This window comes from Calothrix sp. 336/3 (assembly GCF_000734895.2).
GTDB lineage: Bacteria > Cyanobacteriota > Cyanobacteriia > Cyanobacteriales > Nostocaceae > 336-3.
This window is the reverse complement of the sequence record NZ_CP011382.1, coordinates 3,434,586-3,456,863: the sequence shown is the minus strand read 5'-3', so window position 1 is coordinate 3,456,863 and position 22,278 is coordinate 3,434,586. Positions and strand designations below refer to the sequence as shown.

Genomic DNA, 22,278 nt, shown 5'->3' with positions numbered 1-22,278 from the left:
CCGAACAAATCTGTATCGGTTTTCCGGAGAACTAGATTCTCTTAATGAAGTATTTACTTGTGCAATTATCACGATTACGGAGACACTTATGCAATCAAACACACACAAACAAACCTCTCAAATTGTCGAAGTTAACGCTCGCAGTCACAATACCGACTTATCACTTTATAGTGTGATTGGTTACTCCATATTATCCCTACCGATTTTGCTGCTCTTAGGGATTGCCACCTACAAAAAGTACCGTGTTGTTACTCTTCGTAAGCAAATAGCAATGCTTGAGAGAATCTGGATGATGGATATCAAGAAAAACACCTATAATCAAGATTAACTTCACTCGATATCTGAACATATATTAAATATTTACATATTCTCATTGATAGAGTTACTCCATATCATAATTGATAAATATTTCTCAGACCTATTAAGGGCAAAAACCTCACAAAGTAGGAATTAGTAAATATTTATTCGGAGGTTGTTTATCAATTAAATATTGAATCAAGGAAACTAATTTCTCCTAATTTATTTCTCAAGAGAACCATCATATTTTGAGAATCAAGATTCCTGTTTCAGTTACTATAATTAAATATTAAATTTAGCAATGCTCTCCCATTAGAGAAATCAGACATCAACCATAATTTATGTGATTGAAAATTTCTCCGAGAGCAAATTTTATATATAAAATTACACAGCAATCACCCCTGATAACTTAAGTTTGAATAAATATTCTGATTTTCTTGATTTCCCTAGTCATGAAAATTATTTATCCTTTTTAAGTATCTACTTAAACTAAATATACTGACAAAAATCAAGTTTCTAATAGTTTTCAAGGTACAATTTTATGTAAAAATAATACAAAATGAATCAGTATATACTCTGAAGCAGTCTATGTATTCTAGAGTGCAAGATAAAAAAGTTACAAGTGGAAATTCAGACTAAATTAAGTTGCCAATAGTTTGGTATACCAAGTTGATTGTCAAAAAAGAGTTTTCATCTTTTTATGTGCCATTAAATAAATTTTCCACTTTCCCCAGAAAAAACACCTAACACAAATATTACCAATGAAAATCACAAATTTAGTAAAAATAGAAAAAATTGCTACAGTTTCCCTACTGAGTATATGTCTCACAGGAGTGGCGATCGCAGGTTTTAGTGATACTTCCGTAGCACAGCAAAAATCCCGCTACAGCAAAGCGATAGAAGGTGTACTGAAAACCAAGCTCCAACAACAACTAGGTGTACCAGTAAAATCCGTTAACTGTCAAAATTTACCCAAACCAGAAGCGGGAAAAATCGTTAATTGTAACGTTCTCACAACACCAGGAAATTTTGGTGTGCAAGTCACCTTGACTAATGCGAATGGTGGCATGAAATACGCTTCTAGAGGATTATTAGTAGTACCTGATTTAGAAAGATTTATTCAGAGTTCGATTAAAGAAAAAACCGGAATTCAAGCTAATGCTGAATGCGGTGATAAAATTCGCGTATTTCGTCAGGTGGGAGAAACTTTCAACTGTCAGGTGACAACAGCAAAAGGGAAGAAAACTCAAGCAGTAGTCACCATTGCTGGAATGGATGGCAAATTTAGATATGTTGTCAACAAGTTGAATTAATTCTTGCTTATTCCCTGATAAAATTCCAACTGACTAGAAATTTGATATAGAACCCTCTGATATCACCCAAAATATTACCCATAATTAGTGAATCAGAACAGAATTTTTCACCTCATCCCCATAAAGCGATGCTTTATTTTCCCTATTCTTACTAATGAGAGGGGTTGGGGGTGAGGTTTTTATATTTACATAACTATTACTACTATCCGTCATATATCAGATAAAGAATCCTCAATTATCTGTCTCTCAAATCACTTCACTTATAGATAATTAGATACGGATAATAAAAATTAAAAGCTGGGTAACAAATAGTATCAATAACTTATTTCTATCTCCACAATTTTAACGAAATTTAAAATAATCAATATTCTGCCCTTGAGATTCTATTTAATAGGCACATGATATGATGTATCCTTAAATTTCTCAGATAATGAAATTTCGCACAAACACAAGTACCCTAGCTACATAATTCAGTAGATGCATGGATAATCTGGCAGCACCCAAAGTACAGTTTCTTCAGCGTCAAGCAGCATCCCTATTACTGTACCAATCCGTACTTCAGGGAGAAGTCGGCAATGCGTTCCTTGACCTGTTACAATCTATACGTTACACAGAAGCCGACGGTAGAAATTGCCTAGAAGCGTACGGTACATTTTTTCAGTCTCTGGCACTCAGAAATCAAAATTGGGAAGAATACCTCATCACCCAGATTCTGAGAACTGAAAATCCCTTCTCCCGTCATTGTCAGAAATGTAAATTTGCCAACCTCCCCGTCGCTTTAATTAGCGCTCTCAAGCATGATTTACAAGCTTTACAGCATCTCTATGAATGTAGCAGTGCGACTTTGAGTATCTGGGTGCAAACAGTTGCTCACCTGGCAACTTCTCCTGTAGTCTGGTATGTAGAGCAAGACGGGGTAAATAGACCCCATGAACTGGCGATGGTGGAAAAATTCCAACAGACAGAAGATTGGACAGAAGTCATCGAGGATTTAGCCGTTTTCTATCAGCAGTATGGTAGTGGCTTATTTGCTGAGTATACAGCGATACGCTGGCAAAATGGAGAGTTTATCGGTGTACCCCATCCAGACACAGTAGAGCTAGAGCAGTTAGTCGGTTATGAGACACAAAAAGCCACTTTATTAAAAAATACGGAATTTCTTCTATCTGGGCAGCCGGCATTGCACGTATTACTTTATGGTAGCCGGGGTACAGGTAAATCTTCTCTAGTTAAAGCTTTGTTAAATAAGTATGGTGACAGGAATCTCCGCTTAGTAGAAGTTACTAAATCGGAGTTAAGAAATTTACCAGCAATTGTCGAAAGGTTGCGCGATACGCCGCAAAAATTTATTATTTTTGTTGATGATTTGTCCTTTGAGGAAGATGACGATGCCTTTAAAGCCTTAAAGGTAGTGCTAGAAGGGAATATTACCGCTCGTCCCCAAAACGTTGTGGTATATGCTACATCCAATCGTCGGCATTTGATTCGGGAATTTTTTAGCGATCGCCCCGCACCAAAAGACAGGGAAGAAGTTCACCCTTGGGATACCATGCAAGAAAAACTATCCTTTAGCGATCGCTTTGGTTTAACTCTCACCTTTGAGCCAGCAGATCAACCCAAGTACTTAGAAATTATCCATCATTTAGCCGCGATCGCCCAAATACCCTTAAGTCGAGAAGACTTGGAATACCAAGCTTTACAATGGGCAACACGCCATAATGGACGCTCTGGGAGAACAGCAAGGCAATTCATCGATTTTTTCCAGGCAGACTTGACATTTACCAGTGATACAAAAGCTACAATAAAATAATTTGTAATTCGTAATAGTGCCTCCAACAGGCTACGCCAACGTCATTAAGCTTTGTATTCAGGATTTGAACTCCAATACAAAACTTGCTAGTTACATAACCGAGGAACTTAAAACCACGGAACTGTTTAAAAATTAATTGGGATTTCCTATCTTGATATTTTCTATTCCTTAAGGAATAAATACGTCTCAAACTATGCTCAAACAAAATAATATGCAATCAGTAATGGTCAGCAATCGATTTATTCTTGGCATAGTTGCCTTTAGTATCAGTTTTGGTATTAGTTTCATCTTCACCTGGGATTTAACTAAGTCTATCCTCACCGCACTGATTACAGTCCCCGCAACTTATTTCGCTGTTATCTTAGTTGATAGAAGACGACGCAACCACGAAATCTTAGTTTTTGAATCCCTAAGTCGGCGTGTCCGGGAATTAGAGGGTTTAAAATTACGCATGCTATCGGAAATACAACAGCTAGAAACTCACCATAATTTACTCTATCAAGAATCAAGTAATTTACAAACCCAAATTACCGAACGTCGCCATCAAAGAGATAGTCTAAATCGAGAACTAAGCACCTGTATTATTGAAAGAAAACAAATAGAATCAAAATTATTTCATCTACAAAATGAGATTAAAACTCTCGAAGAAACAAAAACAGAAATTAATAACTCCTATACAGCCATTAATGCCGAGAAACGCCGCCTAGAGCTAACCTTTAATGTCTCCAAAGCAGAAGTTACTCAATTACAAAATCAAATATCAGAATTACAACAACAAAAACAGGGCTTAGAAAGTAATATTACTTTACTCGAAAGGTTAAAGCCCCAATTAGAAGAAAAATTATATGAATTAAGATTACAAATTCAAGGATTAGAAACAGAAGAGAAAAAGCGTAATCAAGTTCTCATCGATAAGACATCCGCAAAAGATAGTGCTGAAGCAAATTTAGTCTCCCTGGAAGCACAAATTATCGAACAAAAGCAACAGCTAGGGCTACTGCAAGGACAAATTACCCTCTTACAAACAGAGCGCGATCAACTACAAAATCAAGTTTGGGAACTTCTACAACAAATCGATACAGTTAATCACGACGCATCAAATCAATTTGATATTGCCAACGGCGAAGATGATGGGGAATTGTTTCCCTTTACCGACTTACTAGATGCCATTGATTTAGAGACAAAACAGCCCAAACAATATACATATACAGAAAATATCCCTCAAGAATGGCAGATATTTTCCTCCCAGCTAGAAAAATATGAATTAGAAATTATTCAAGCTATCTACCAACAAGATAATCCCTACCCCACTTTGAAGCGCATCGCAGAAGAGCATATCACTATGCCCAATCTTCTTATAGACCATATTAACGAAAGAGCGAACAATACCATCGGTGAACTCATCATCAATCCCTGTTCAGATATTCCGCAGATTTACCCAGAGCATCAGGTAAATATACAGCACATCCTCGCCAGCTATGGAGAGCAACTCACACAACAGACATCTTCCAACTCAATTGCCAATTCTCCCTAAATCAATCATCATAAAAACTGTGTTCACAGATATGCCAGATTCCCCTCTGTCTATCAACCATTTTCAGGTGTCTAGTTCAGAAATTCTGAATAGCCTTGTTTATTTCCACTCATAGTCAAACTCAACCCCCTTGCAAAAACTTTCTACTCCGACTCCCCCAAATCCATATACCACACCCACCCTCAAGTTAAAATATTCTGAGGTGAGGTGATCTACATGACAAAATTGAAAATCTCCAAAAAAATCTCGACTGCGATTATCAATTCCCTGGGGGCAGGAGTAGTACCCAGGATGGGCTTAGAATATATTGCAGTGGGTCGAGAACAGGAACTCAACAGTCTATTAAAAAACCTTGACGATATTGCCGAAGGGATAGCAGCGTTTCGCTTCATTATCGGTAACTATGGTTCCGGTAAAAGCTTCATCCTCCAATTAATCCGCAATCAAGCTATGGAGCAAGGTTTTGTCGTTACTGATGCGGATTTATCTTCAGAACGTCGTCTTGTCGGTAGCAATAACGAAGGTTTAGCAACCTACCGTGAATTGATGAGTCGTCTAGCAACTAAAACCCGTCCCGATGGAGGTGCATTAATCTCTATTTTAGAGGGTTGGATTAATAAAATTCAGCAGGAAGTTGTGCAAACAACAGGAATGCGCCCCAATGAAGAGGGATTTGACAACCAAGTCGAAGCCAAAATTCGCGAGATTATCCAGTACGTGGAAGACTTAGTTCATGGTTTCGATTTTGGTACTGTGATTATTGCCTATTGGCGGGGTTATCGGTTAGATGATGATGAACTCAAAGCAGCAGCGTTACGCTGGTTACGAGGCGAATTTACCACCAAAACAGAAGCAAAAGCTGCCCTGGGAGTTCGTGTGATCATTGATGATGATAGTTGGTATGATTACATCAAACTTTGGGCAAAGTTCATTGCCGAAATTGGTTATAAGGGACTATTAGTCCTGTTAGATGAAGCCGTAAACCTTTATCAAATACCAGTTACAGTATCTAGGGAGAAAAATTACAATCGATTACTGGGTATCTTTAATGATACGATGCAGTGCAAAGCTGAACATTTAGGCTTTATTGTCAGCGGCACAAACAAATTTTTAGAAGACCCAAATCGTGGTTTATTTTCTGACCAAGCATGGCGTAGACGCACAAAGGAAAGTCGTTTTTTAGCTCAAGCAGGGGTACAAGAACAAATTGGTCCGGTGATGCGTTTAAATCCCTTAACAGAAGGGGAAATTCTCACCCTCTTACAGAGATTAACAGAGATTCATACTCAGAATTTCGCCACCTCAGTTAAACTCAAACCCCAAGATTTAAAAGCCTTTGTTCAGGAAATTGTCAACCGTTTAGGTGCAGATGCTCTCCTCACCCCTGGAGAGATTGTGAGAGACTTTATCAGCATCTTAAATGTTTTACATCACAGTTCTCAAGTCTCCTTTCATGAGTTAATTAGTGATGTCAATTTTAAACCTACTGTTGTTGGCAAAGACTCCAGTATTGATGAAGATAATATTGCAGAGTTTACGCTATAAAATTACAGGATTCTCTGGTTGTCCATGACAGCAGCTACCTTTGCTCAACTTGCACCCTTTATTCAAGAATATATCTATGAGCAAAACTGGACTGAATTACGACCAGTGCAGTTAGCTGCTTGTCAAGTAATTTTTGAAACAGACTCTCATTTACTCATCGCTGCGGGGACAGCTGCGGGAAAAACTGAAGCCGCTTTTTTACCAGTTATTACCCAACTGCATAATCATCCCTGTCAGACAATTGGAGCTTTATATATTGGTCCAATTAAAGCTTTAATTAATGACCAATTTAGCCGTTTAAATGATTTGCTAAAAACAGCCAATATTCCTGTTTATCATTGGCATGGAGATGTTGCCCAAAATAGCAAAAAGCAAGTCCTCAAAAATCCTCAAGGCATTTTACAAATTACTCCAGAGTCCCTCGAAAGTTTATTAATTAATAAACATGATGAGTTAATCCGGATATTTGGAGAATTACGCTTTGTCATCATTGATGAAATCCATGCTTTTATGGGTACAGAAAGAGGCTATCAGATTCTCTGTCAATTACAAAGACTGGCAGCAAAGACAAAAAATCAACCGCGACGTATTGGTTTATCTGCCACCTTAGGCGATTATTGCCAAGCAGAGGAGTGGTTAAGGGCGGGTACTGAAAAATCAGTGATCACGCCTCAAATTGATGCAGGTAAAAGACAAATTAAATTAGGTATAGAACACTTTTTTACGGATGAGACTCAAGATAATGACGAGATTCAAGATTATGAAAAATATGTTTTTCAACTCTGCCAAAAGGGCAAGTGTTTAATCTTTGCAAATAATAAATCCCAGACAGAATCAATCATTACATCTCTACGAGCGATCGCCAAGCAAAAAGGTGAACCAGATATTTATCATGTGCATCATGGTAGTATTGCCCCTAGCTTAAGACAAGCTGCGGAAACTGCGATGCAAACACCAAATATTCCTGCGGTGACTGCTGCTACCCTTACCTTAGAAGTTGGTGTAGATATTGGTCATTTAGAGAAAGTCATTCAATTAGAATCACCTGCTTCCGTTGCGAGTTTTTTACAACGTTTAGGACGTGCTGGGAGAAGGGGAGAAGCGGCAGAAATGCGGTTTATTTTTGCTGAGTCAGAAACCTTATTAGATGCATCTTTCCCAGAACAAATTCCTTGGCAATTATTACAATGTATTGCAATTATCCAATTATATTTAGAAGAGCGTTGGATTGAACCGATTAAGTCAATTTTTTATCCCTATAGCTTACTTTACCATCAAATTATGAGTATTTTGGCGGCAGAAGGAGAATTATCTCCGGGAATGCTAGCCCATAAAATTCTCAGTTTATCTGCATTTAAGAGTATCAGTCAGGAAGATTTAAAAATACTGCTGCGTTATTTAATTGATATTCAGCATATTCAGAGAACAGAAACAGGAAAGTTAATCATTGGTTTAGCTGGGGAACGCATTGTCAATCGATTTCAATTCTATGCAGTTTTCCAGGAGAATCGAGAATTTACAGTTAAATATAATTCTACGGAAATTGGTAGTATTGCCATGCCTTTGGCAGTTGGAAATCAGTTTGGATTAGCTGGTAAAAGCTGGGAAGTTGTGGGCTTAGATTTTTCCAAGCGTAATATTTCAGTAAAACCAATTGCGGGTAAGGCAAGTATTTTTTGGCGCGGTGCTAGCGGTAGTATTCATCCACGAATTATCCAACGTATACGAGAAATATTAATTGAGGACGTCAACTATAGTTATTTACAGAAAAATGCCAATAAACGTGTAGAGTTAGCGAGGAAATTAGCTGTAGGTGCAGGATTAGATAAAAATAAAATTATTAGATTAGGTAAGAATAAATATTGTATTTTCCCGTGGATGGGAACAGTTGGTTATCGAACCTTAGAAAGATTATTGAATAACTTCTGTCGTGAGTCCTTAGAAATTCAGAGTATTGGGGGAGTGAATCCCTATTACTTGATTCTGCGTTTGCCAGATAACAAAGCCGAATATCTTCACGGAGAAATTACTTCTTTATGTGAACAAAGAATGACAGTTGAGGATTTATTGAGTGATGCCGAAGCACCAGAAATGCAAAAATATGATGCTTACATTCCCCAGGATTTGTTACGCAAAGCTTTTGCCCATGATTATTTGGATTTAGGGCAGGTGAGGGAATTTTAGAGAGACGCGATATACAACAAATTCGATGGTTATGAGGTACAGCAACTGATTGAAAAAGTAATGAGTAATGAGTCATAAATTTACTTATTACTCACGGTGTACCTGACTGATTTCAAAAGTGCTGTATTGCGCCTCTACAAGTTTTTTGGTTTATCGAGATGAATATTATGGCTCTGTTTCGCTGGTGGGGCTAGTGGTGGGGCTAGAAGTAGATTCTGCGGTGGGTTCTGGTTGGGGGTTGAGGGTTTCTCGCCAGGTGCGAATTTGCTGTCTGGCAGAACTATAGGCAGAAGTACCACGGGGTACGAGTCTAGCAGTTTCTATGGCTTGGGAAATATCGCTGTTACCCTGAGCGATCGCCATATCTAAAATTTGTTGACTCCAGCGATCCATGGCAGAACTTGCATCCCCACGGAAGGGACTACTATCTGGTACACGTCTTGCCAGACGAATCGCTTCAGCTAAAGCTTCCGCACTTCCCCCCAGGGAAACTTCCTGCGCTCGTTTCCAATTATCCCTACCCCTAATTTGTCCTTGCCAACTATCAATTTCAGATTGTGCTTCCGAGGAAAGTGCCCTACCATTGCTAATTTGTTGAGCAGTGGCGATCGCCTGGGAGTAATTCCCACTACTTGCTAAACTGCGAGCTTGATCTAGGTAAGGTTGGTCTTGGATACGTTGAATACTATCAGTCCAGGTGGCAATTTTGCGCCGCGATTCTCGATATAGCGCCCGACCACGACGGATTTGACCAGCTTCGGCGATCGCCGTTTGCAGAGAATTCACGTCTCCCATCAAAGCAATTTGTTCCGCACGATCCAGGTAGGGACGATCTTCAATTGTCTGAATCTGGGCTACCCAGCGCCCAATTTCCGTCCTTGCTTCCGTCGCTCTTGGGTTATTAGCAGGGATTTGCTGGGCTTCGATAATTGCCGCCGTTAACTCATTAATTGTGCCATTACTGGCTAAACTGCGAGCTTTTTCTAAGCGAGAAACATCTTCGATTTCCAATTGCCACTGGGCAATCAAACTCTGTGCCTGATTATATATTCCCCGTGTGGGAGCTACCTGTTGCGCTTGGGCGATCGCTGCTTCTAATCCGGAAACTGTACCAATCCAGGCGTTGCGTTGCGCTTCTGCCAAAGTCACAAAATCTTCAACTTCTGTTTGCAGCTTAGTACTGCTAGGAATTTGCTGGGCAATAGAAATCGCCTCATCAGCATCTTTTTTATCTAATTTCTTCTGGGCTAAATCCAGCATTTGCCGCCCAAAATTGGGGATTGCTTCCTGAGCTTTTTGATAAACGTAACTACTAGGTTGAATGGATTCAGCTAACTTAATTGCCTGTAAGAAGCTATCAACATTACCATTCTTTGCAATGCCTTCAGCCTTGGCTAATTTCTCCCCATCATCCCTAGCTGTAGTAATCAGCTTATTTAACTGATCGTACTTCGTTGTCGCCCAAAAACGATTATCCGTGCGCAACAATTTCGCCGCTAACATAAAAGCTGAATGCCAACGCTGTTCACGCATTTCACCTTCAGCTTCTTTATAAATTCCCTCCGCTTCCGACCAAATTGACTGCCATTTGTTAACTCTTTCTTCGACAAATTTATAAGCAGCCACATCATTGGGAATTTGGCGGGCAATTTTAATCGCTTCGTCTAATTTTCCTTCTTGAAAACTTTTATCTGCTAAATCTAAAACATCCTTTGACCATTCTTCCAAATAACGGTCTATTTCTGCCCGCAAAGGATGATTATTCGGTAACTGTTTGACTAAATCAATGGCTTGTAATAAGTCCTTGACATTTTGCTTAGAAGCAGCCAATTGAGCGCAGTGTAAACGCACGGAAGCACTTGCCAGGGGCCAAAAAATTGACGGGCAATTAGGTGCTGATGGCAGTTTGAGTAACATTGCCGTCGCCAAAAATGCGATGCCACCAGGGACTAAGGCTAACAAAAAAGTCCAGAAGACCCAACTTTTTAACCAACGCGGTAATCCCCCAGAACCCTCTGGAGGAGGATTCTCCCCTGATGGTTGTTGAGACTTGCGCTTTTTCAAATTTTTCACGGATTTTGAGCTAGAACCTGCATTTGTAGCACCAGAAACATGGCGATCGCCTACGGGGGGTCGTAGCCCATCGCTAAGTTGTCCAGTCTGGGTTAGTCTTGCCATGATATTTGGATCTCCCACCGTACCTGGAGACCAACTCTCTGGAATATCCCTGTCCGACATCTCTCACACCACAATAATTAAACGGCAATCTGTTAACAGTCTTTTCTATTCCTGCCATCGTAACTTCCTCCTGGGGAAAAAGCCAACGCTGCACCATTATCTTTTCCCCATCATCAATCTGGGCTTTAAGGAGTCTTCTGATACTGACCCACCATGGTAGAAGCATCATCCTGTAACTCCAGGATTAATTCTCGCAAATCATCACTACTAGCTTGGTAAACTGTGTTGCAGAACTCACAAGTCACTTCTGCACCATTATCTTTTTCAATCATGTCCTGTAGTTCTTCTTCTCCCACAATCTTTAATGCACTCAATACCCGGTCAAAGGAACATCCACAATGGAATCGCACCATTTGGGTTTCGGGAAATAGGACTAAGCCCATATCACCCAGTAATTCTTGAAATATATCTGTTAAAGATTTACCAGCTTGTAGCGAGGGAGTAAATCCACCTAAAGCAGCAGCTCTAGATTCCAAGGTTTCAACTAAGGCTTCATCACGGGCGGCTTTGGGTAACACTTGAATCAACAATCCACCCGCAGCAGTTACTCCCTCAGAATCGACAAATACACCCAAGACTACTGCCGATGGTGTCTGTTCTGAGCTTACCAGGTAATGGGCAATATCATCACCAATTTCCCCAGAAACTAATTCCACAGTACTGGAATAGGGATAGCCATAGCCAACGTCACGAATCACATAGAGAAAGCCTTTACCTACGGCTCGACCCACGTCTAGTTTACCTTTGGCTTTGGCTGGTAGTTCAACTCCAGGATTGCCAACATAACCGCGAACTGTGCCATCTAAACCGGCATCAACTAAAATACCGCCGATGGGTCCATCACCCTTAATCCGAATATTGATTCGAGAACCTGGACGCTTCATACTCGAAGCCATGAGTAATCCTGCTGTCATCGTACGTCCCAGGGCTGCTGTTGCCAAGGGAGACAACTGATGGCGTTGTCTAGCTTCTTCTGTCAAACGTGTAGTGATTACGCCTACGGCACGGATTCCCCCATCAGCTGCGGTGGCGCGAATTAACTGATCCGCCATGAAAAAACCTTACATTTCTTAATGAACCTACTGTTACTATTGTAAGGTTTGAGTCAAGAGCCTACATATCGCCAGGAGAAAAATCATGCTTGGCAAATTTCAACAAAGCAAATTACGTATTGAAGTGGAAAGCTCTGCTACCAATATTCGGGATAGTTTACTGCATCCATCTGTCACCAAAAGGTGGGTAGTTGCAACCAGTTTTCCCTCGGAAATGCCCTCAGAACTAACTTCTGGATATGAATTTACTAGCAAGCTGGGATTAGTTGCAATTCATCACCGGGTGGATGTGGCGACTAACAACAGTCTACGTTTGATACTAAGTCAAGGAATTGACGGTTTTCATGAGTGGTATTGGGGCGAAGGTTGGGTACAGTCGAGAATTGAAGGGATATCACTGTTACCGATCGCCCTGGGACAAACTGTAAATTTATTGAGTTTGAGGCAATTTTTAAAACGTCAGGTGCAGAGATAATTCGCGGGCAAAATGCCCGCCCATGATTAACTCTGTGCGTTCTGTAACTCCGCAGTTCGTACAGATAATTGTTGTGTCTGGTTGCCGCGTTTGACTTTTACCTGTAAAGTTTGACCAATACGGGTATCTTCAACAAAGTTTTGCAGTTGCTCGGCGCTAGTAATTACCTGTGTATCAATCTGCACAATCACATCACCTCGGCGGATACCTCCGTTGGCAGCAGGGGAGTTTTGTATAACTCGCATCACGAGGACTCCGTTAACTTCCGGAAGCTGAATTTGGCTATTGGGGTCTGAATTGTTTTGTTTGGCGAGTTCTGGGGTTAATGTCACCATTTGTACACCCAGGTAGGGGTGAGCAACTTTACCCTTAGTTTGTAATTGGGAGGCGATCGCCTTGGCTTTATCGATGGGGATAGCAAAACCAATACCAGTAGCATCGGCGCGAATTGCCGTATTTATACCGATAACTTCCCCTTGACTGTTAAGTAAGGGACCACCAGAATTACCAGGGTTAATAGCTGCGTCGGTTTGGATAAAATCTAGACGTTTGTCGGAAATACCAACTTGAGAACTGGGACGTTTGAGGGTGCTAACAATACCGAGGGTGACGGTATTATCGAATCCCAGGGGATTACCCACGGCGATCGCCCAGTCTCCCACTTGCACATTACCAGATGAGCCTAGGGATGCTACGGGTAAATTATTGCCCGCATTGATTTTCACCACAGCTAAATCTGTGACTTCATCCACACCTTGAACTTTACCCTCAAGGGTGCGTCCATCCTTTAAGCGTACAGTTACGCGATCGGCTTTATCAACTACGTGGGCATTCGTTAATACCAAACCACTCTTGTCAAAAATAAAACCAGAACCTAAACCGCGCATTTGCTCGGAAGGTACTTGCTGGGAATAACTATCACCAAAAAATCGCCGAAAGAATGGATCATCAAAAAAGGGATCGACAGTGCGACGGGTCACAGTACGCTCAGTATCAATTCTCACCACTGCTGGACCAACACGATTGACGGCTGCGGTGACAAAGCTACTATTACTAATGGCTGCGTTTGCTGGTGAGGGTTTCTGAGCTAGGGATGACTCAGTGGCGATCGCCACCGGAGCAGGTTCTGCTTGGGAAGGTGCGACTCGTAGTGTTCCTGCTGTCAGTAGAACTCCGAGAATAATCGCTAAAATGTGGGTACTAATTTGACGAATTGACCGAGGTACATGAGAAAATCGCATAACCACAACCTAAATATTTCTAGTTAATTTGTTGCTTAAGTCGTGACAATATATCTCTAAAGCTATTTTGACAGTTAGCGTCGGTATTTGGAAGTATGACGCTCAGACAAGAATTATGGTTTCCCACCCCTTACCCCAGGTTCCCATCGGGAATTTTATGGGAGTACTGCAAGATGGATGTTTATTTTTCCTGATATGAGCAGTTCATCACACCTACTTTAGAATTACCTATAATCAAATTTAGAAAAAAAATACATAAATCGCTACGGGGTGAATTTTCACCTGATTGGTTCGGTAATTCATCATTGGCAAAATCTTCCTCTAGAGTCAGACTCTGAAATTACTCGGAAAAAATCTACTTATACCAATTTGAAAAAACAATACGACATATAGACAAAACCCCTCCCCAGTCCTCCCCGAAATCGGGCGGGTGGGGTATCTGTCGTAAACATTTGTTGAATCGGTATTAGATGATGTTAGAGTTTGAACCTGGCAAATTCCCCCATGATACTATTCAATAGGTTTTACTTCTCAGGTTAGGATCAGATGTACTGCCACCACAGAAGTGAATACCATGAATGGTTCAAAGGGTTCCCAGCACAATAATCCTGACAATTCCTCAACAGATGCAAGTGTCGGAAATTACACTACCCATCAACACCCCCATAGTCACTCAGCCCATCCCCATATCCATAGCGAAGAATCTTTGCGAAAACTTGTCAATCGACTGTCACGCATAGAAGGACATATTCGGGGAATCAAAACTATGGTACAGCAAAATAGTCCTTGTCCTGATGTATTACTACAAATTGCAGCTGTTAGAGGTGCTTTAGATCGGGTAGCAAGAATTGTTTTAGATGAGCATTTAACAGAATGTATTGCTAGAGCAGCAAAGGAAGGGGATATTAACGAAGAGATAAAGCATTTGAAAGCTGCTTTAGATAGATTTATCCCATAATTTCACCATGACAACTATTCCCAGAGCATCTGCAAATATTCACTTTCATTATATTTGGCATCATCGAGTCAATCGCCCCGTCATTCTTTTTTTACATGGTTTTATGGGCAATTGTCATGAATTTGATGAGGTGATAACGTTACTCGGCGAGAATTTTTCATATTTAATTCTAGATTTACCAGGACATGGAAAGACTCAAATTCTGGGAGATGGAGATAATTATCGTATGGCTGCCACTGCTGATGTGATTATGCAACTCTTAGATAATTTGCGTATTTCACAATGCTTTTTAGTTGGTTATTCCATGGGGGGAAGACTAGGTTTGTATTTAGCTCTGCACTTTCCACACAGATTTTATCAAGTAGTTTTAGAATCCGCATCCCCAGGATTAAAAACGGAATCAGCAAGACAGGAAAGAATCAGAACGGATGCTCAAATTGCTAGAAAAATTCTCAGATGTGGTGAGAAAGAAGATTTTCTGCGATTTTTAGATAACTGGTACAGTCAAGAGGTTTTCGGAGATATCAAACATCATCCCCAATTCTCTCAAATGCTCCAGAGTAGATTAACTAATCAGCCACAGGAGTTAGCTAAATCATTAAATTTCATGGGTACAGGTAGCCAACCTTCCCTATGGGAAAAACTTGAGACAAATCGTATACCTATTCTATTATTAGTTGGGGAAAAAGATAGTAAGTTTGTAGAGATTAATAGAGAAATTACTCCCTACTCTCACTTATTCCAATTACATATCATCAGTGATGCTGCACATAATATTCATTTAGAAAAAGCTGATACTTTTGCTGAATACATGAACAACTACTTTCATCTTATTGCTGCCACGGATAAAGTATAAATAAACTTTTGACAACTAGGGATAAATCCTGATTTGTGACGGATATATATAGAAAAAAGGCTGATTTTTCTTACTTATCCAGGAATTACTCATAAGTATTATTGATGTAAATTATACTGGTAAAAATTAAAATTTCTCAATAATTCCCCATGGTATGTCCGTATTTTCCTGGTGCTGATATTAACATTATTGGGTTATAACAAACTAGCAGTATAAGTAAAATCTGCATCTACGGCAGTATTATGAAAAGCAAAATTTTCTTACCGTTAATCCTTTTGGTATGTAGTGGATTGAGCGCGATCGCGGCAACTACTCCTCATGCTACAGCTACGACTGCAAAAACAAAAATTGCTACAGTTCAACCAGTTAAATCCCAGTGGAAACTATTCACCGCGCCGGATGGTAGTTTTACCGTCTTAATGCCAGGAATACCTAGAAGGGTGACTCAAAATCAAAAGACTTTCATGGGAGAAATTAACCTAGAAATGTTTCTCGGTCAACCCCCGAAGCAAGAAGTTGCCTACATCGTTGCCCATAATGACTTTCCTGATAGCTACGGGAAAATGGCTAACTCCCAAGAAATACTGAATAATGCGCGAGATATGGCTTTAAAGACTACTCAGAGTACCTTGATTAGTCAACGTGATATCCGTAGTTCTAACGGACACCCCGGCAAGGAGATTGAATATGTCAATCCTGGGGGTAAAATTACTCGCAATCGTATGTTTTTGGCGGAAGGAAGACTTTATCAAGTAATGGTGATTACAACCAGAAGACAGCAAAAATTTCTTAACAAGAGTATTACAGGGTATTTGAACTCTTTTAATGTAGTACTGAGAAAGTAATCATTAGCAAAATATTAGGGCTGACAAATTGTATAATTTAGATTGCAACCGGATTGATTGGTATTTCTTGATTTAATCCGGTTACTTTGTATTTATGAAACTAAATGGGAAAAATACAAGAGTTAGTAAGGATATGCTGAATTGACATATTCATCCAATAGATACCGAATTGTCATCAACTTTGCTGTAATTATTACAGATAATTTTGTTCTAGCCTTTGCTAACATCTTATCCTCCTAGGAGATGGATTAAGTTTTTTCCACCTCAAAAATGGGCATTCCAACTCACACCTATTTATTGCAATTATCCCTACTTAAAAATTAAATCCAGACGTTGTTGAGACGATTTTAAGGCTTCTTGGGCTGAGCTTTTATCCATTAACACAGCCTCAATTGCCCTACCAACATTATCAGAAATTCGGTTATATCCAGGGAAAATTGGACGACTGCGACCATATTGAGCTTGGTCTAAAAATACTTTTACTGCTGGTTGTTCTTTGACAAATTCTTGATATTTGGCACTTTGTCGAGATTTGATATTAATCGGTAGGTAACCAGTTCCTAAGGCTAATTCTGTTTGAAAATTCTCACTGAGGACGTATTCTGCAAATTTAAACGCGGCTTTTTCTCGCTCCGGTGAAGTTTTAAAGAAAAACAGATTTTCACCACCAATACTAGTAGCAGAACGTTGGCTTTTTGGTATGGGGAAAACGCCAAAATCTCCCCCAGGAACATCATTTTTGAGATAGGTTAAAGTCCAGGGTCCAGTAATTTGCATTGCTATTTTACCCTGAATAAAAGCATCAGTTTCATAACCTCTTTCCGGTGCAGAGAGAATTGCCGAACCATCTTTCACTAGAGTACGCCAAAATTCCAAGGCAGCGATCGCCCCCTGATTATCTGCCAAATTTACCCCAGCTGGAGTTTGTCCATCCCCACCCATCAACTCACCCCCAGCACTCCACATAAATGGTAGCCAAGTAAATACTGTAAATTCCCCTTTCCCCAAGGGTAATACCATCCCGTGTTGATCAACCTTACCGTCTCCATTGGTATCCCTAGTTAATTTCTTGGCTACCTGACGAAACTCTGTCCATGTTTGAGGTAATTTCTCAATTCCGGCTGCTTTCAACAAACTAGGACGGTAGAAAATACCGACATTATTAGTAGCAAAGGGAACAGACCAAATTTTGCCTTGATATTCCATCGAAGCAAACAAAGCTGGGTCAATTTCCGCTTTCATGGGAGAATTCTCCAACATTTCATCTAGGGAAATTAAAGCGTCTAGCTCTACCAATTGACCACAAATAGCTGGGTTATACCACAATAAATCCGGTGCTGCATTCCCCACAACCGCCGCCAAAATTTTTGGCATCTGCTGATCTTGCTGCCCCACATATAATGACTCTACTTGAATATCACTATGGGTTTGGTTAAATTTATCAACCAGCTTCTGCAAAACATCACGATTTGGCGGTGGATTCACCCCTTGCCACAAGGTTAAATGAATTACTTTATCTTGTTTGCTTGGTATCATCTGGCAGCCAGCAACAATTAAGATACTGACTAGAAGGAGAATGAGTAACCTGACCCGAAATAGGGAACGAAATATAGTCATGTTTGGGGAAAGGGAAAGATACTAGTACCGCTACGCGGAATTCAAAATTCAAAATTAATAAAGCGTCAGCGTTTCGTTGATTTTGTAAACGCAAACCGAGGCAGTTGGAAATTTACATCTATTGTCCCGTACCTGGTGTAGAGATAGTGCCATCCGGGGTGATAATTGGTTCTGGAATTGCCGTTTCTGTCGGTATTGGTTCAGTGGTTGGGGTAGGAGTTTCTATGGGTATCGGTTCAGCAGTAGTTTCCCTTGGTGTGGGAGAAGGTGTGAGTAAATCTTCTAAACCCACATTTAAACTAAAATCACTTTCGTTAACTCCTGGATTCAGACTCAGTTCTACGGTATATCTCCCAGTTACGGGTAATATTCCCTGATAAAAAGTGACACCCTGGGCTGTTGTTTCTACAGGTTTACCATTCGGTGCTAACACTGTTAGAGCAACTCCGCTTTCTTGGGAGAGGGCAGCTGTAATTTGCTGTTCCACCTTGCCACGAAATGTATAACGTATGACTTGATTCGCTCTAATTGTGTCATCAACCTTGGCAATATTCGATGCTCCAAAAGTCAGACGCTTAATTTTGATAACTGGTGCTTGGGTTGGTGTAGAGGTAGGTGTTTGTGTTGGTTCCTCCGTTGGTTCCGTTGATTCCGTCAACTTGGGTGTGGGTGTACCAGCAGTGACGAGGGGGGAAGCAAAGGTTTGTGGTGCCACAGGTTGGTTGTCTGCTTGTGATTGGGTGCGGATGGAACGGACTATGATCCAGGAACCAAATCCGGCAAAGATAATTACTCCCAGGGTAATTGCGGCTACAGCGAGGGGATTATCAAGAATTGACCTAGTTGCAGGTGGGGGAATAACTGCATCGGGTCGCTGAGGTGTGGAAGGGGTTACGGGGTCAGGACGATGTCCAACCGCCACTGTTTGTACATTAGATTGGGGGTTGTTGACTACAGGGGTATTTCCTGACTCTATGGAGCGTAATGCTTCTAGTACTTCCATCGCATTTTGGTAGCGATCGCCGGGTCGATAGCTCAACATTTTTGTCAGCACCATCGCCATTTTGGGACTGACTGCCACCCATTTTTGCCAATTCCAAGCTAATTGATTTTCATCAAATAAGTCTTGGGGTTCTTTTCCGGTTAAGAGGACGATCGCAGTAACTGCCAGAGAGTATAAATCACTACTGGGATAAGCTTGCCCAGTCTGCATCTGTTCCGCAGGAGAGAAACCCAATTTCCCCACATAGGTTGCGGCTCCAGTTTGATTGGGAGATTGCAATTTGGTGGCTAGTTCTTTCACCACCCCAAAATCAATGAGTACAGGTTGCTGATCGCGATCGCGCAACATAATATTTTCTGGGGAAATATCTCGGTGAATAATTCCTCGACCATGGATATAGTCTAAAACTGGCAGCAGCGATCGCAGTAATTTTAATACTTCCGATTCCGTAAATTTACTATTAATGGCTTGGTGGTCTTCCAGTAAACGACGATAGGTTTTACCCTCGACATAATCTTGTACCAGAAATAAGCGCTGTTCGTGCTCAAACCTCTCCCGAAATTGCGGTATTTGGGGATGCTGAATTTGATACAGAATAGCTGCTTCCCGTTGAAACAGTTCCTGGGATTTTTCCCAAGCAGCTGGTTCTGTTGTCATAGGAATTAATTCTTTAATGGCACAGAGTTCTTGAAAACGTCCTTGATCCTCAGCTAAATATGTACGCCCAAATCCCCCTTGACCAAGGATTTGTTTTATCAAGTAACGATTTTGCAGGACAGTACCAAGAGAAATAGGTGGTTGCATTTTAATTTATCAAGTTAAATAATAAGATTGACTGCGCTCTGCCCTCTACCTCCAGCATAGCTGCCTTGATTATTCACTTTCTAACTCACTTCTCAGTACAGAGTATCAAAATATGACGATTCCAGGGGTGAATTGATGGCTATCAAAACCAAGGCAATACACACCTCCCTTCTGAGTCACCCATCCTCTGTTGGCTATCATCTAGGAAAGTGATATGCAATGTTGACAAATCTAAAAAATAATCTCTCCATTTTTGGCGCAGGTTAGTCTGCGTGTCAAACCCAGGAAACAAGTCTTTAAGCTTACATAAATATCTACACAGAATCTCGTCGCCCCCTTTGCCATGAAATGATTCACCACAGAGGAAAAACCATCCCTTGGCAAGTGCTATCTTCACGCAGAGGTATGGAGGTTATTGTCTCTGACCTATAGATTAATATACTTCTTCTGTAACCATGGTCTAAAAGCAATTTCATCTACCTAGAGGTGAAGATTTTCTCAAAAAAGAGGAATTTTTTCCGAGGAATATTTCCACTTTCTTAAAAGAACTGATAAATTTATTTTTGCGACTCTTTTCAGAGCGATCGCAGTCAATCAAGTTAGCCTGCCTCCATAGACAAGCCTTGCTAGTCACCCCATAGGACAGAAAATTGCCAGTAAATTTGTCAGAATCACAATTCACTGTTGCGAGTATCACCCAATGTCTATCACCCCCCAAGGGATTGATATATAAGTGCTTTGACTTCCATCACTGGCAAACTTATCGATGATTTTAAAAATCAACGGTGGCAGATCAGTTATAAATTGAGGTGGACAAATATCTCATCTACTGCCCATAGCCCAAAATTATCCATTGAGGTTTTACCAATTGATACATCAGTGACAACAGTGAAGTCTGATAAGTTAACCCAATCGGTAGGCAAATACTAATTGATTTACATAACACCTAGTTGGAAATGGGTGAAGGGGGAAAATAAAGCAAAAGAGCAGATAGATTTATTGTCATCCAGAGTCATCGCGTTTCTAGCGTGACGGACTAGCTTGATAAAGTTAACTGGGACTTGGGAATTAATGTATTCAAATAGTCAATACCTGAGGCTGAGAAAATTGTAGTTTCATGGAGGGATGTTTCAAGTTCTTATGAAAGCTTCAAAAAACTCACAAATTCTTTCCCAGACGGCTTTTCTTCAATAAACTAAATATCTGATGATAATATTGCCATGAATGCACATCGAGGGTCTGCTGTGCTCAGTACTGCAACGTTTAAATTGCAGCCAGCTGCTACAGGTATGAGTGAAAATCATCGCCTGCGGCTATTTTCTGGCTCTGCGAATGTTCAACTTTCCCAAGAAGTTGCCCGTTATCTGGGTATGGACTTGGGACCGATGATCCGCAAGCGATTTGCGGATGGAGAAGTTTACGTTCAAATTCAAGAATCGATTCGGGGCTGTGATGTTTATCTGATCCAGCCTTCTTGTCATCCTGTGAACGATAACTTAATGGAATTGCTGATCATGATTGATGCTTGTCGGCGAGCTTCAGCGCGGCAAGTCACAGCAGTCATCCCCTATTATGGCTATGCCCGTGCCGATCGCAAAACTGCCGGACGAGAGTCAATTACTGCCAAGCTGGTTGCCAACTTAATTACCCAAGCTGGTGCCAATCGCATTCTGGCAATGGATTTACACTCAGCGCAAATTCAAGGATACTTTGATATCCCCCTAGATCATGTCTATGGTTCCCCAGTCATCCTGGATTATCTGGTCAGTAAACAGCTAGAAGATATTGTGGTTGTTTCCCCAGACGTGGGTGGTGTCGCCAGAGCTAGAGCCTTTGCCAAGAAATTAAATGAAGCGCCCTTGGCAATCATTGATAAGCGTCGCCAAACCCACAACATTGCCGAAGTCATGAATTTGATTGGTGATGTGAAGGGGAAAACTGCCGTGCTAGTAGATGACATGATTGACACTGGTGGCACAATCGCTGAAGGTGCAAAACTTCTCCGCCAAGAAGGAGCGCGCCAAGTCTACGCCTGTGCTACCCATGCAGTCTTCTCACCACCAGCAGTAGAACGTCTTTCCAGTGGGCTGTTTGAGGAAGTGATTGTCACTAACACAATCCCTCTGAAAGAAGAAGACCGTTTTCCCCAACTAGTCGTCCTGTCAGTGGCAAATCTCCTAGGAGAAACCATCTGGCGGATACACGAAGACACCTCTGTAAGTAGTATGTTCCGTTAGGGACAAAAAGACTGTCTTCGGGACTACAAACGTGGATCATAACAGAATTCCACACCTAGGCAACAGCTTCAGGATATACTCTGAGGCTGTTCTTTAATGGCGATCGCCACCTTAATTAGGAAATTCTTTCCCCCTCATCAATTAATTTGAGCATCTTGGCGCTTTCTTAACTCATCTGACATCATTACCATTAAGATAGAATTGTTAAGGCTTTTTTACAGAATTTGCACTTATCCCGAAATTCTGTTAATGGTCAATTCCCATATGTA

16 protein-coding genes are annotated in these 22,278 nt (G+C 40.8%); 11 read left to right on the top strand and 5 right to left on the bottom strand.

Going from position 1 to position 22,278, the window contains the following annotated elements:
• Nucleotides 1-88 precede the first annotated feature (88 nt).
• From IJ00_RS14625 to IJ00_RS14600, 6 genes are all read left to right on the top strand, one after another.
• A complete protein-coding gene (locus IJ00_RS14625; RefSeq protein ID WP_035154160.1) occupies nt 89-328 on the top strand; it encodes a hypothetical protein in 240 nt (79 codons plus the stop codon).
• 730 nt (nt 329-1,058) lie between these two features.
• Nucleotides 1,059-1,610, top strand: coding sequence for a DUF4333 domain-containing protein (locus IJ00_RS14620; protein WP_035154158.1), 552 nt, complete (start codon nt 1,059-1,061; stop codon nt 1,608-1,610).
• Between the two features lie 481 nt (nt 1,611-2,091).
• Entirely contained in the window at nt 2,092-3,420 is a 1,329-nt protein-coding gene (locus tag IJ00_RS14615) for an ATP-binding protein (protein WP_035154157.1), read from the top strand.
• 193 nt (nt 3,421-3,613) lie between these two features.
• Nucleotides 3,614-4,954: a tellurite resistance TerB C-terminal domain-containing protein gene (locus IJ00_RS14610; protein WP_238178340.1), complete on the top strand. Its 1,341-nt coding sequence runs from the start codon at nt 3,614-3,616 to the stop codon at nt 4,952-4,954.
• Between the two features lie 216 nt (nt 4,955-5,170).
• A complete protein-coding gene (locus IJ00_RS14605) occupies nt 5,171-6,499 on the top strand; it encodes an ATP-binding protein (protein ID WP_035154156.1) in 1,329 nt (442 codons plus the stop codon).
• Between the two features lie 24 nt (nt 6,500-6,523).
• Nucleotides 6,524-8,683 (top strand): DEAD/DEAH box helicase, encoded by a 2,160-nt coding sequence (locus IJ00_RS14600; protein WP_035154155.1) that lies wholly within the window; start codon nt 6,524-6,526, stop codon nt 8,681-8,683.
• Between the two features lie 165 nt (nt 8,684-8,848).
• On the opposite strand, the gene IJ00_RS14595 is transcribed toward IJ00_RS14600, so the two are convergent.
• Nucleotides 8,849-10,921 carry a hypothetical protein gene (locus IJ00_RS14595; RefSeq protein WP_035154154.1) on the bottom strand — a complete coding sequence of 691 codons (2,073 nt, stop codon included), beginning with the start codon at nt 10,919-10,921 and terminating at the stop codon, nt 8,849-8,851.
• Nucleotides 10,922-11,046: 125 nt separating this feature from the next.
• Complete coding sequence (hslO, locus tag IJ00_RS14590) at nt 11,047-11,973, bottom strand: Hsp33 family molecular chaperone HslO (protein ID WP_035154153.1); 927 nt, start codon at nt 11,971-11,973, stop codon at nt 11,047-11,049.
• 85 nt (nt 11,974-12,058) lie between these two features.
• Here hslO and IJ00_RS14585 point away from each other — a divergent pair, with 85 nt between their 5' ends.
• On the top strand, nt 12,059-12,448 hold the full coding sequence (locus IJ00_RS14585) for a hypothetical protein (protein ID WP_035154152.1): 390 nt from the start codon (nt 12,059-12,061) through the stop codon (nt 12,446-12,448).
• Between the two features lie 26 nt (nt 12,449-12,474).
• Here IJ00_RS14585 and IJ00_RS14580 read toward each other — a convergent pair whose 3' ends face one another.
• A complete protein-coding gene (locus IJ00_RS14580; protein ID WP_035154151.1) occupies nt 12,475-13,689 on the bottom strand; it encodes an HhoA/HhoB/HtrA family serine endopeptidase in 1,215 nt (404 codons plus the stop codon).
• 574 nt (nt 13,690-14,263) lie between these two features.
• On the opposite strand from IJ00_RS14580, the gene IJ00_RS14575 reads away from it, so the two are divergent.
• From IJ00_RS14575 to IJ00_RS14565, 3 genes are all read left to right on the top strand, one after another.
• Nucleotides 14,264-14,647: a metal-sensitive transcriptional regulator gene (locus IJ00_RS14575; RefSeq protein ID WP_035154149.1), complete on the top strand. Its 384-nt coding sequence runs from the start codon at nt 14,264-14,266 to the stop codon at nt 14,645-14,647.
• A 7-nt stretch (nt 14,648-14,654) separates the two neighbouring features.
• On the top strand, nt 14,655-15,503 hold the full coding sequence (menH, locus tag IJ00_RS14570; RefSeq protein ID WP_082127330.1) for a 2-succinyl-6-hydroxy-2,4-cyclohexadiene-1-carboxylate synthase: 849 nt from the start codon (nt 14,655-14,657) through the stop codon (nt 15,501-15,503).
• A 242-nt stretch (nt 15,504-15,745) separates the two neighbouring features.
• Nucleotides 15,746-16,348, top strand: coding sequence for a hypothetical protein (locus IJ00_RS14565; RefSeq protein ID WP_035154147.1), 603 nt, complete (start codon nt 15,746-15,748; stop codon nt 16,346-16,348).
• A gap of 309 nt (nt 16,349-16,657) precedes the next feature.
• On the opposite strand, the gene IJ00_RS14560 is transcribed toward IJ00_RS14565, so the two are convergent.
• Nucleotides 16,658-17,965 (bottom strand): ABC transporter substrate-binding protein, encoded by a 1,308-nt coding sequence (locus tag IJ00_RS14560; RefSeq protein ID WP_035154145.1) that lies wholly within the window; start codon nt 17,963-17,965, stop codon nt 16,658-16,660.
• A gap of 118 nt (nt 17,966-18,083) precedes the next feature.
• The gene (locus tag IJ00_RS14555) at nt 18,084-19,772 is read right to left on the bottom strand and encodes a serine/threonine-protein kinase (protein ID WP_035154143.1); all 1,689 of its coding nucleotides are present in this window, start codon (nt 19,770-19,772) and stop codon (nt 18,084-18,086) included.
• Nucleotides 19,773-20,992: 1,220 nt separating this feature from the next.
• Here IJ00_RS14555 and IJ00_RS14545 point away from each other — a divergent pair.
• The gene (locus IJ00_RS14545; protein WP_035154138.1) at nt 20,993-22,009 is read left to right on the top strand and encodes a ribose-phosphate pyrophosphokinase; all 1,017 of its coding nucleotides are present in this window, start codon (nt 20,993-20,995) and stop codon (nt 22,007-22,009) included.
• Nucleotides 22,010-22,278: the final 269 nt, after the last annotated feature.

Excerpts from the sequence above, each read along its gene's own strand:
- IJ00_RS14585 (WP_035154152.1), top strand. The coding sequence starts at position 12,059 with ATGCTTGGCAAATTTCAACAAAGCAAATTACGTATTGAAGTGGAAAGC.
- IJ00_RS14605 (WP_035154156.1), top strand. The coding sequence starts at position 5,171 with ATGACAAAATTGAAAATCTCCAAAAAAATCTCGACTGCGATTATCAAT.
- IJ00_RS14615 (WP_035154157.1), top strand. The coding sequence starts at position 2,092 with ATGGATAATCTGGCAGCACCCAAAGTACAGTTTCTTCAGCGTCAAGCA.
- IJ00_RS14565 (WP_035154147.1), top strand. The coding sequence starts at position 15,746 with ATGAAAAGCAAAATTTTCTTACCGTTAATCCTTTTGGTATGTAGTGGA.
- IJ00_RS14625 (WP_035154160.1), top strand. The coding sequence starts at position 89 with ATGCAATCAAACACACACAAACAAACCTCTCAAATTGTCGAAGTTAAC.
- IJ00_RS14600 (WP_035154155.1), top strand. The coding sequence starts at position 6,524 with ATGACAGCAGCTACCTTTGCTCAACTTGCACCCTTTATTCAAGAATAT.
- menH (WP_082127330.1), top strand. The coding sequence starts at position 14,655 with ATGACAACTATTCCCAGAGCATCTGCAAATATTCACTTTCATTATATT.
- hslO (WP_035154153.1), bottom strand. The coding sequence starts at position 11,973 with ATGGCGGATCAGTTAATTCGCGCCACCGCAGCTGATGGGGGAATCCGT.
- IJ00_RS14595 (WP_035154154.1), bottom strand. The coding sequence starts at position 10,921 with ATGTCGGACAGGGATATTCCAGAGAGTTGGTCTCCAGGTACGGTGGGA.
- IJ00_RS14555 (WP_035154143.1), bottom strand. The coding sequence starts at position 19,772 with ATGCAACCACCTATTTCTCTTGGTACTGTCCTGCAAAATCGTTACTTG.
- IJ00_RS14610 (WP_238178340.1), top strand. The coding sequence starts at position 3,614 with ATGCTCAAACAAAATAATATGCAATCAGTAATGGTCAGCAATCGATTT.
- IJ00_RS14545 (WP_035154138.1), top strand. The coding sequence starts at position 20,993 with ATGAATGCACATCGAGGGTCTGCTGTGCTCAGTACTGCAACGTTTAAA.
- IJ00_RS14580 (WP_035154151.1), bottom strand. The coding sequence starts at position 13,689 with ATGCGATTTTCTCATGTACCTCGGTCAATTCGTCAAATTAGTACCCAC.
- IJ00_RS14560 (WP_035154145.1), bottom strand. The coding sequence starts at position 17,965 with ATGACTATATTTCGTTCCCTATTTCGGGTCAGGTTACTCATTCTCCTT.
- IJ00_RS14575 (WP_035154149.1), top strand. The coding sequence starts at position 14,264 with ATGAATGGTTCAAAGGGTTCCCAGCACAATAATCCTGACAATTCCTCA.
- IJ00_RS14620 (WP_035154158.1), top strand. The coding sequence starts at position 1,059 with ATGAAAATCACAAATTTAGTAAAAATAGAAAAAATTGCTACAGTTTCC.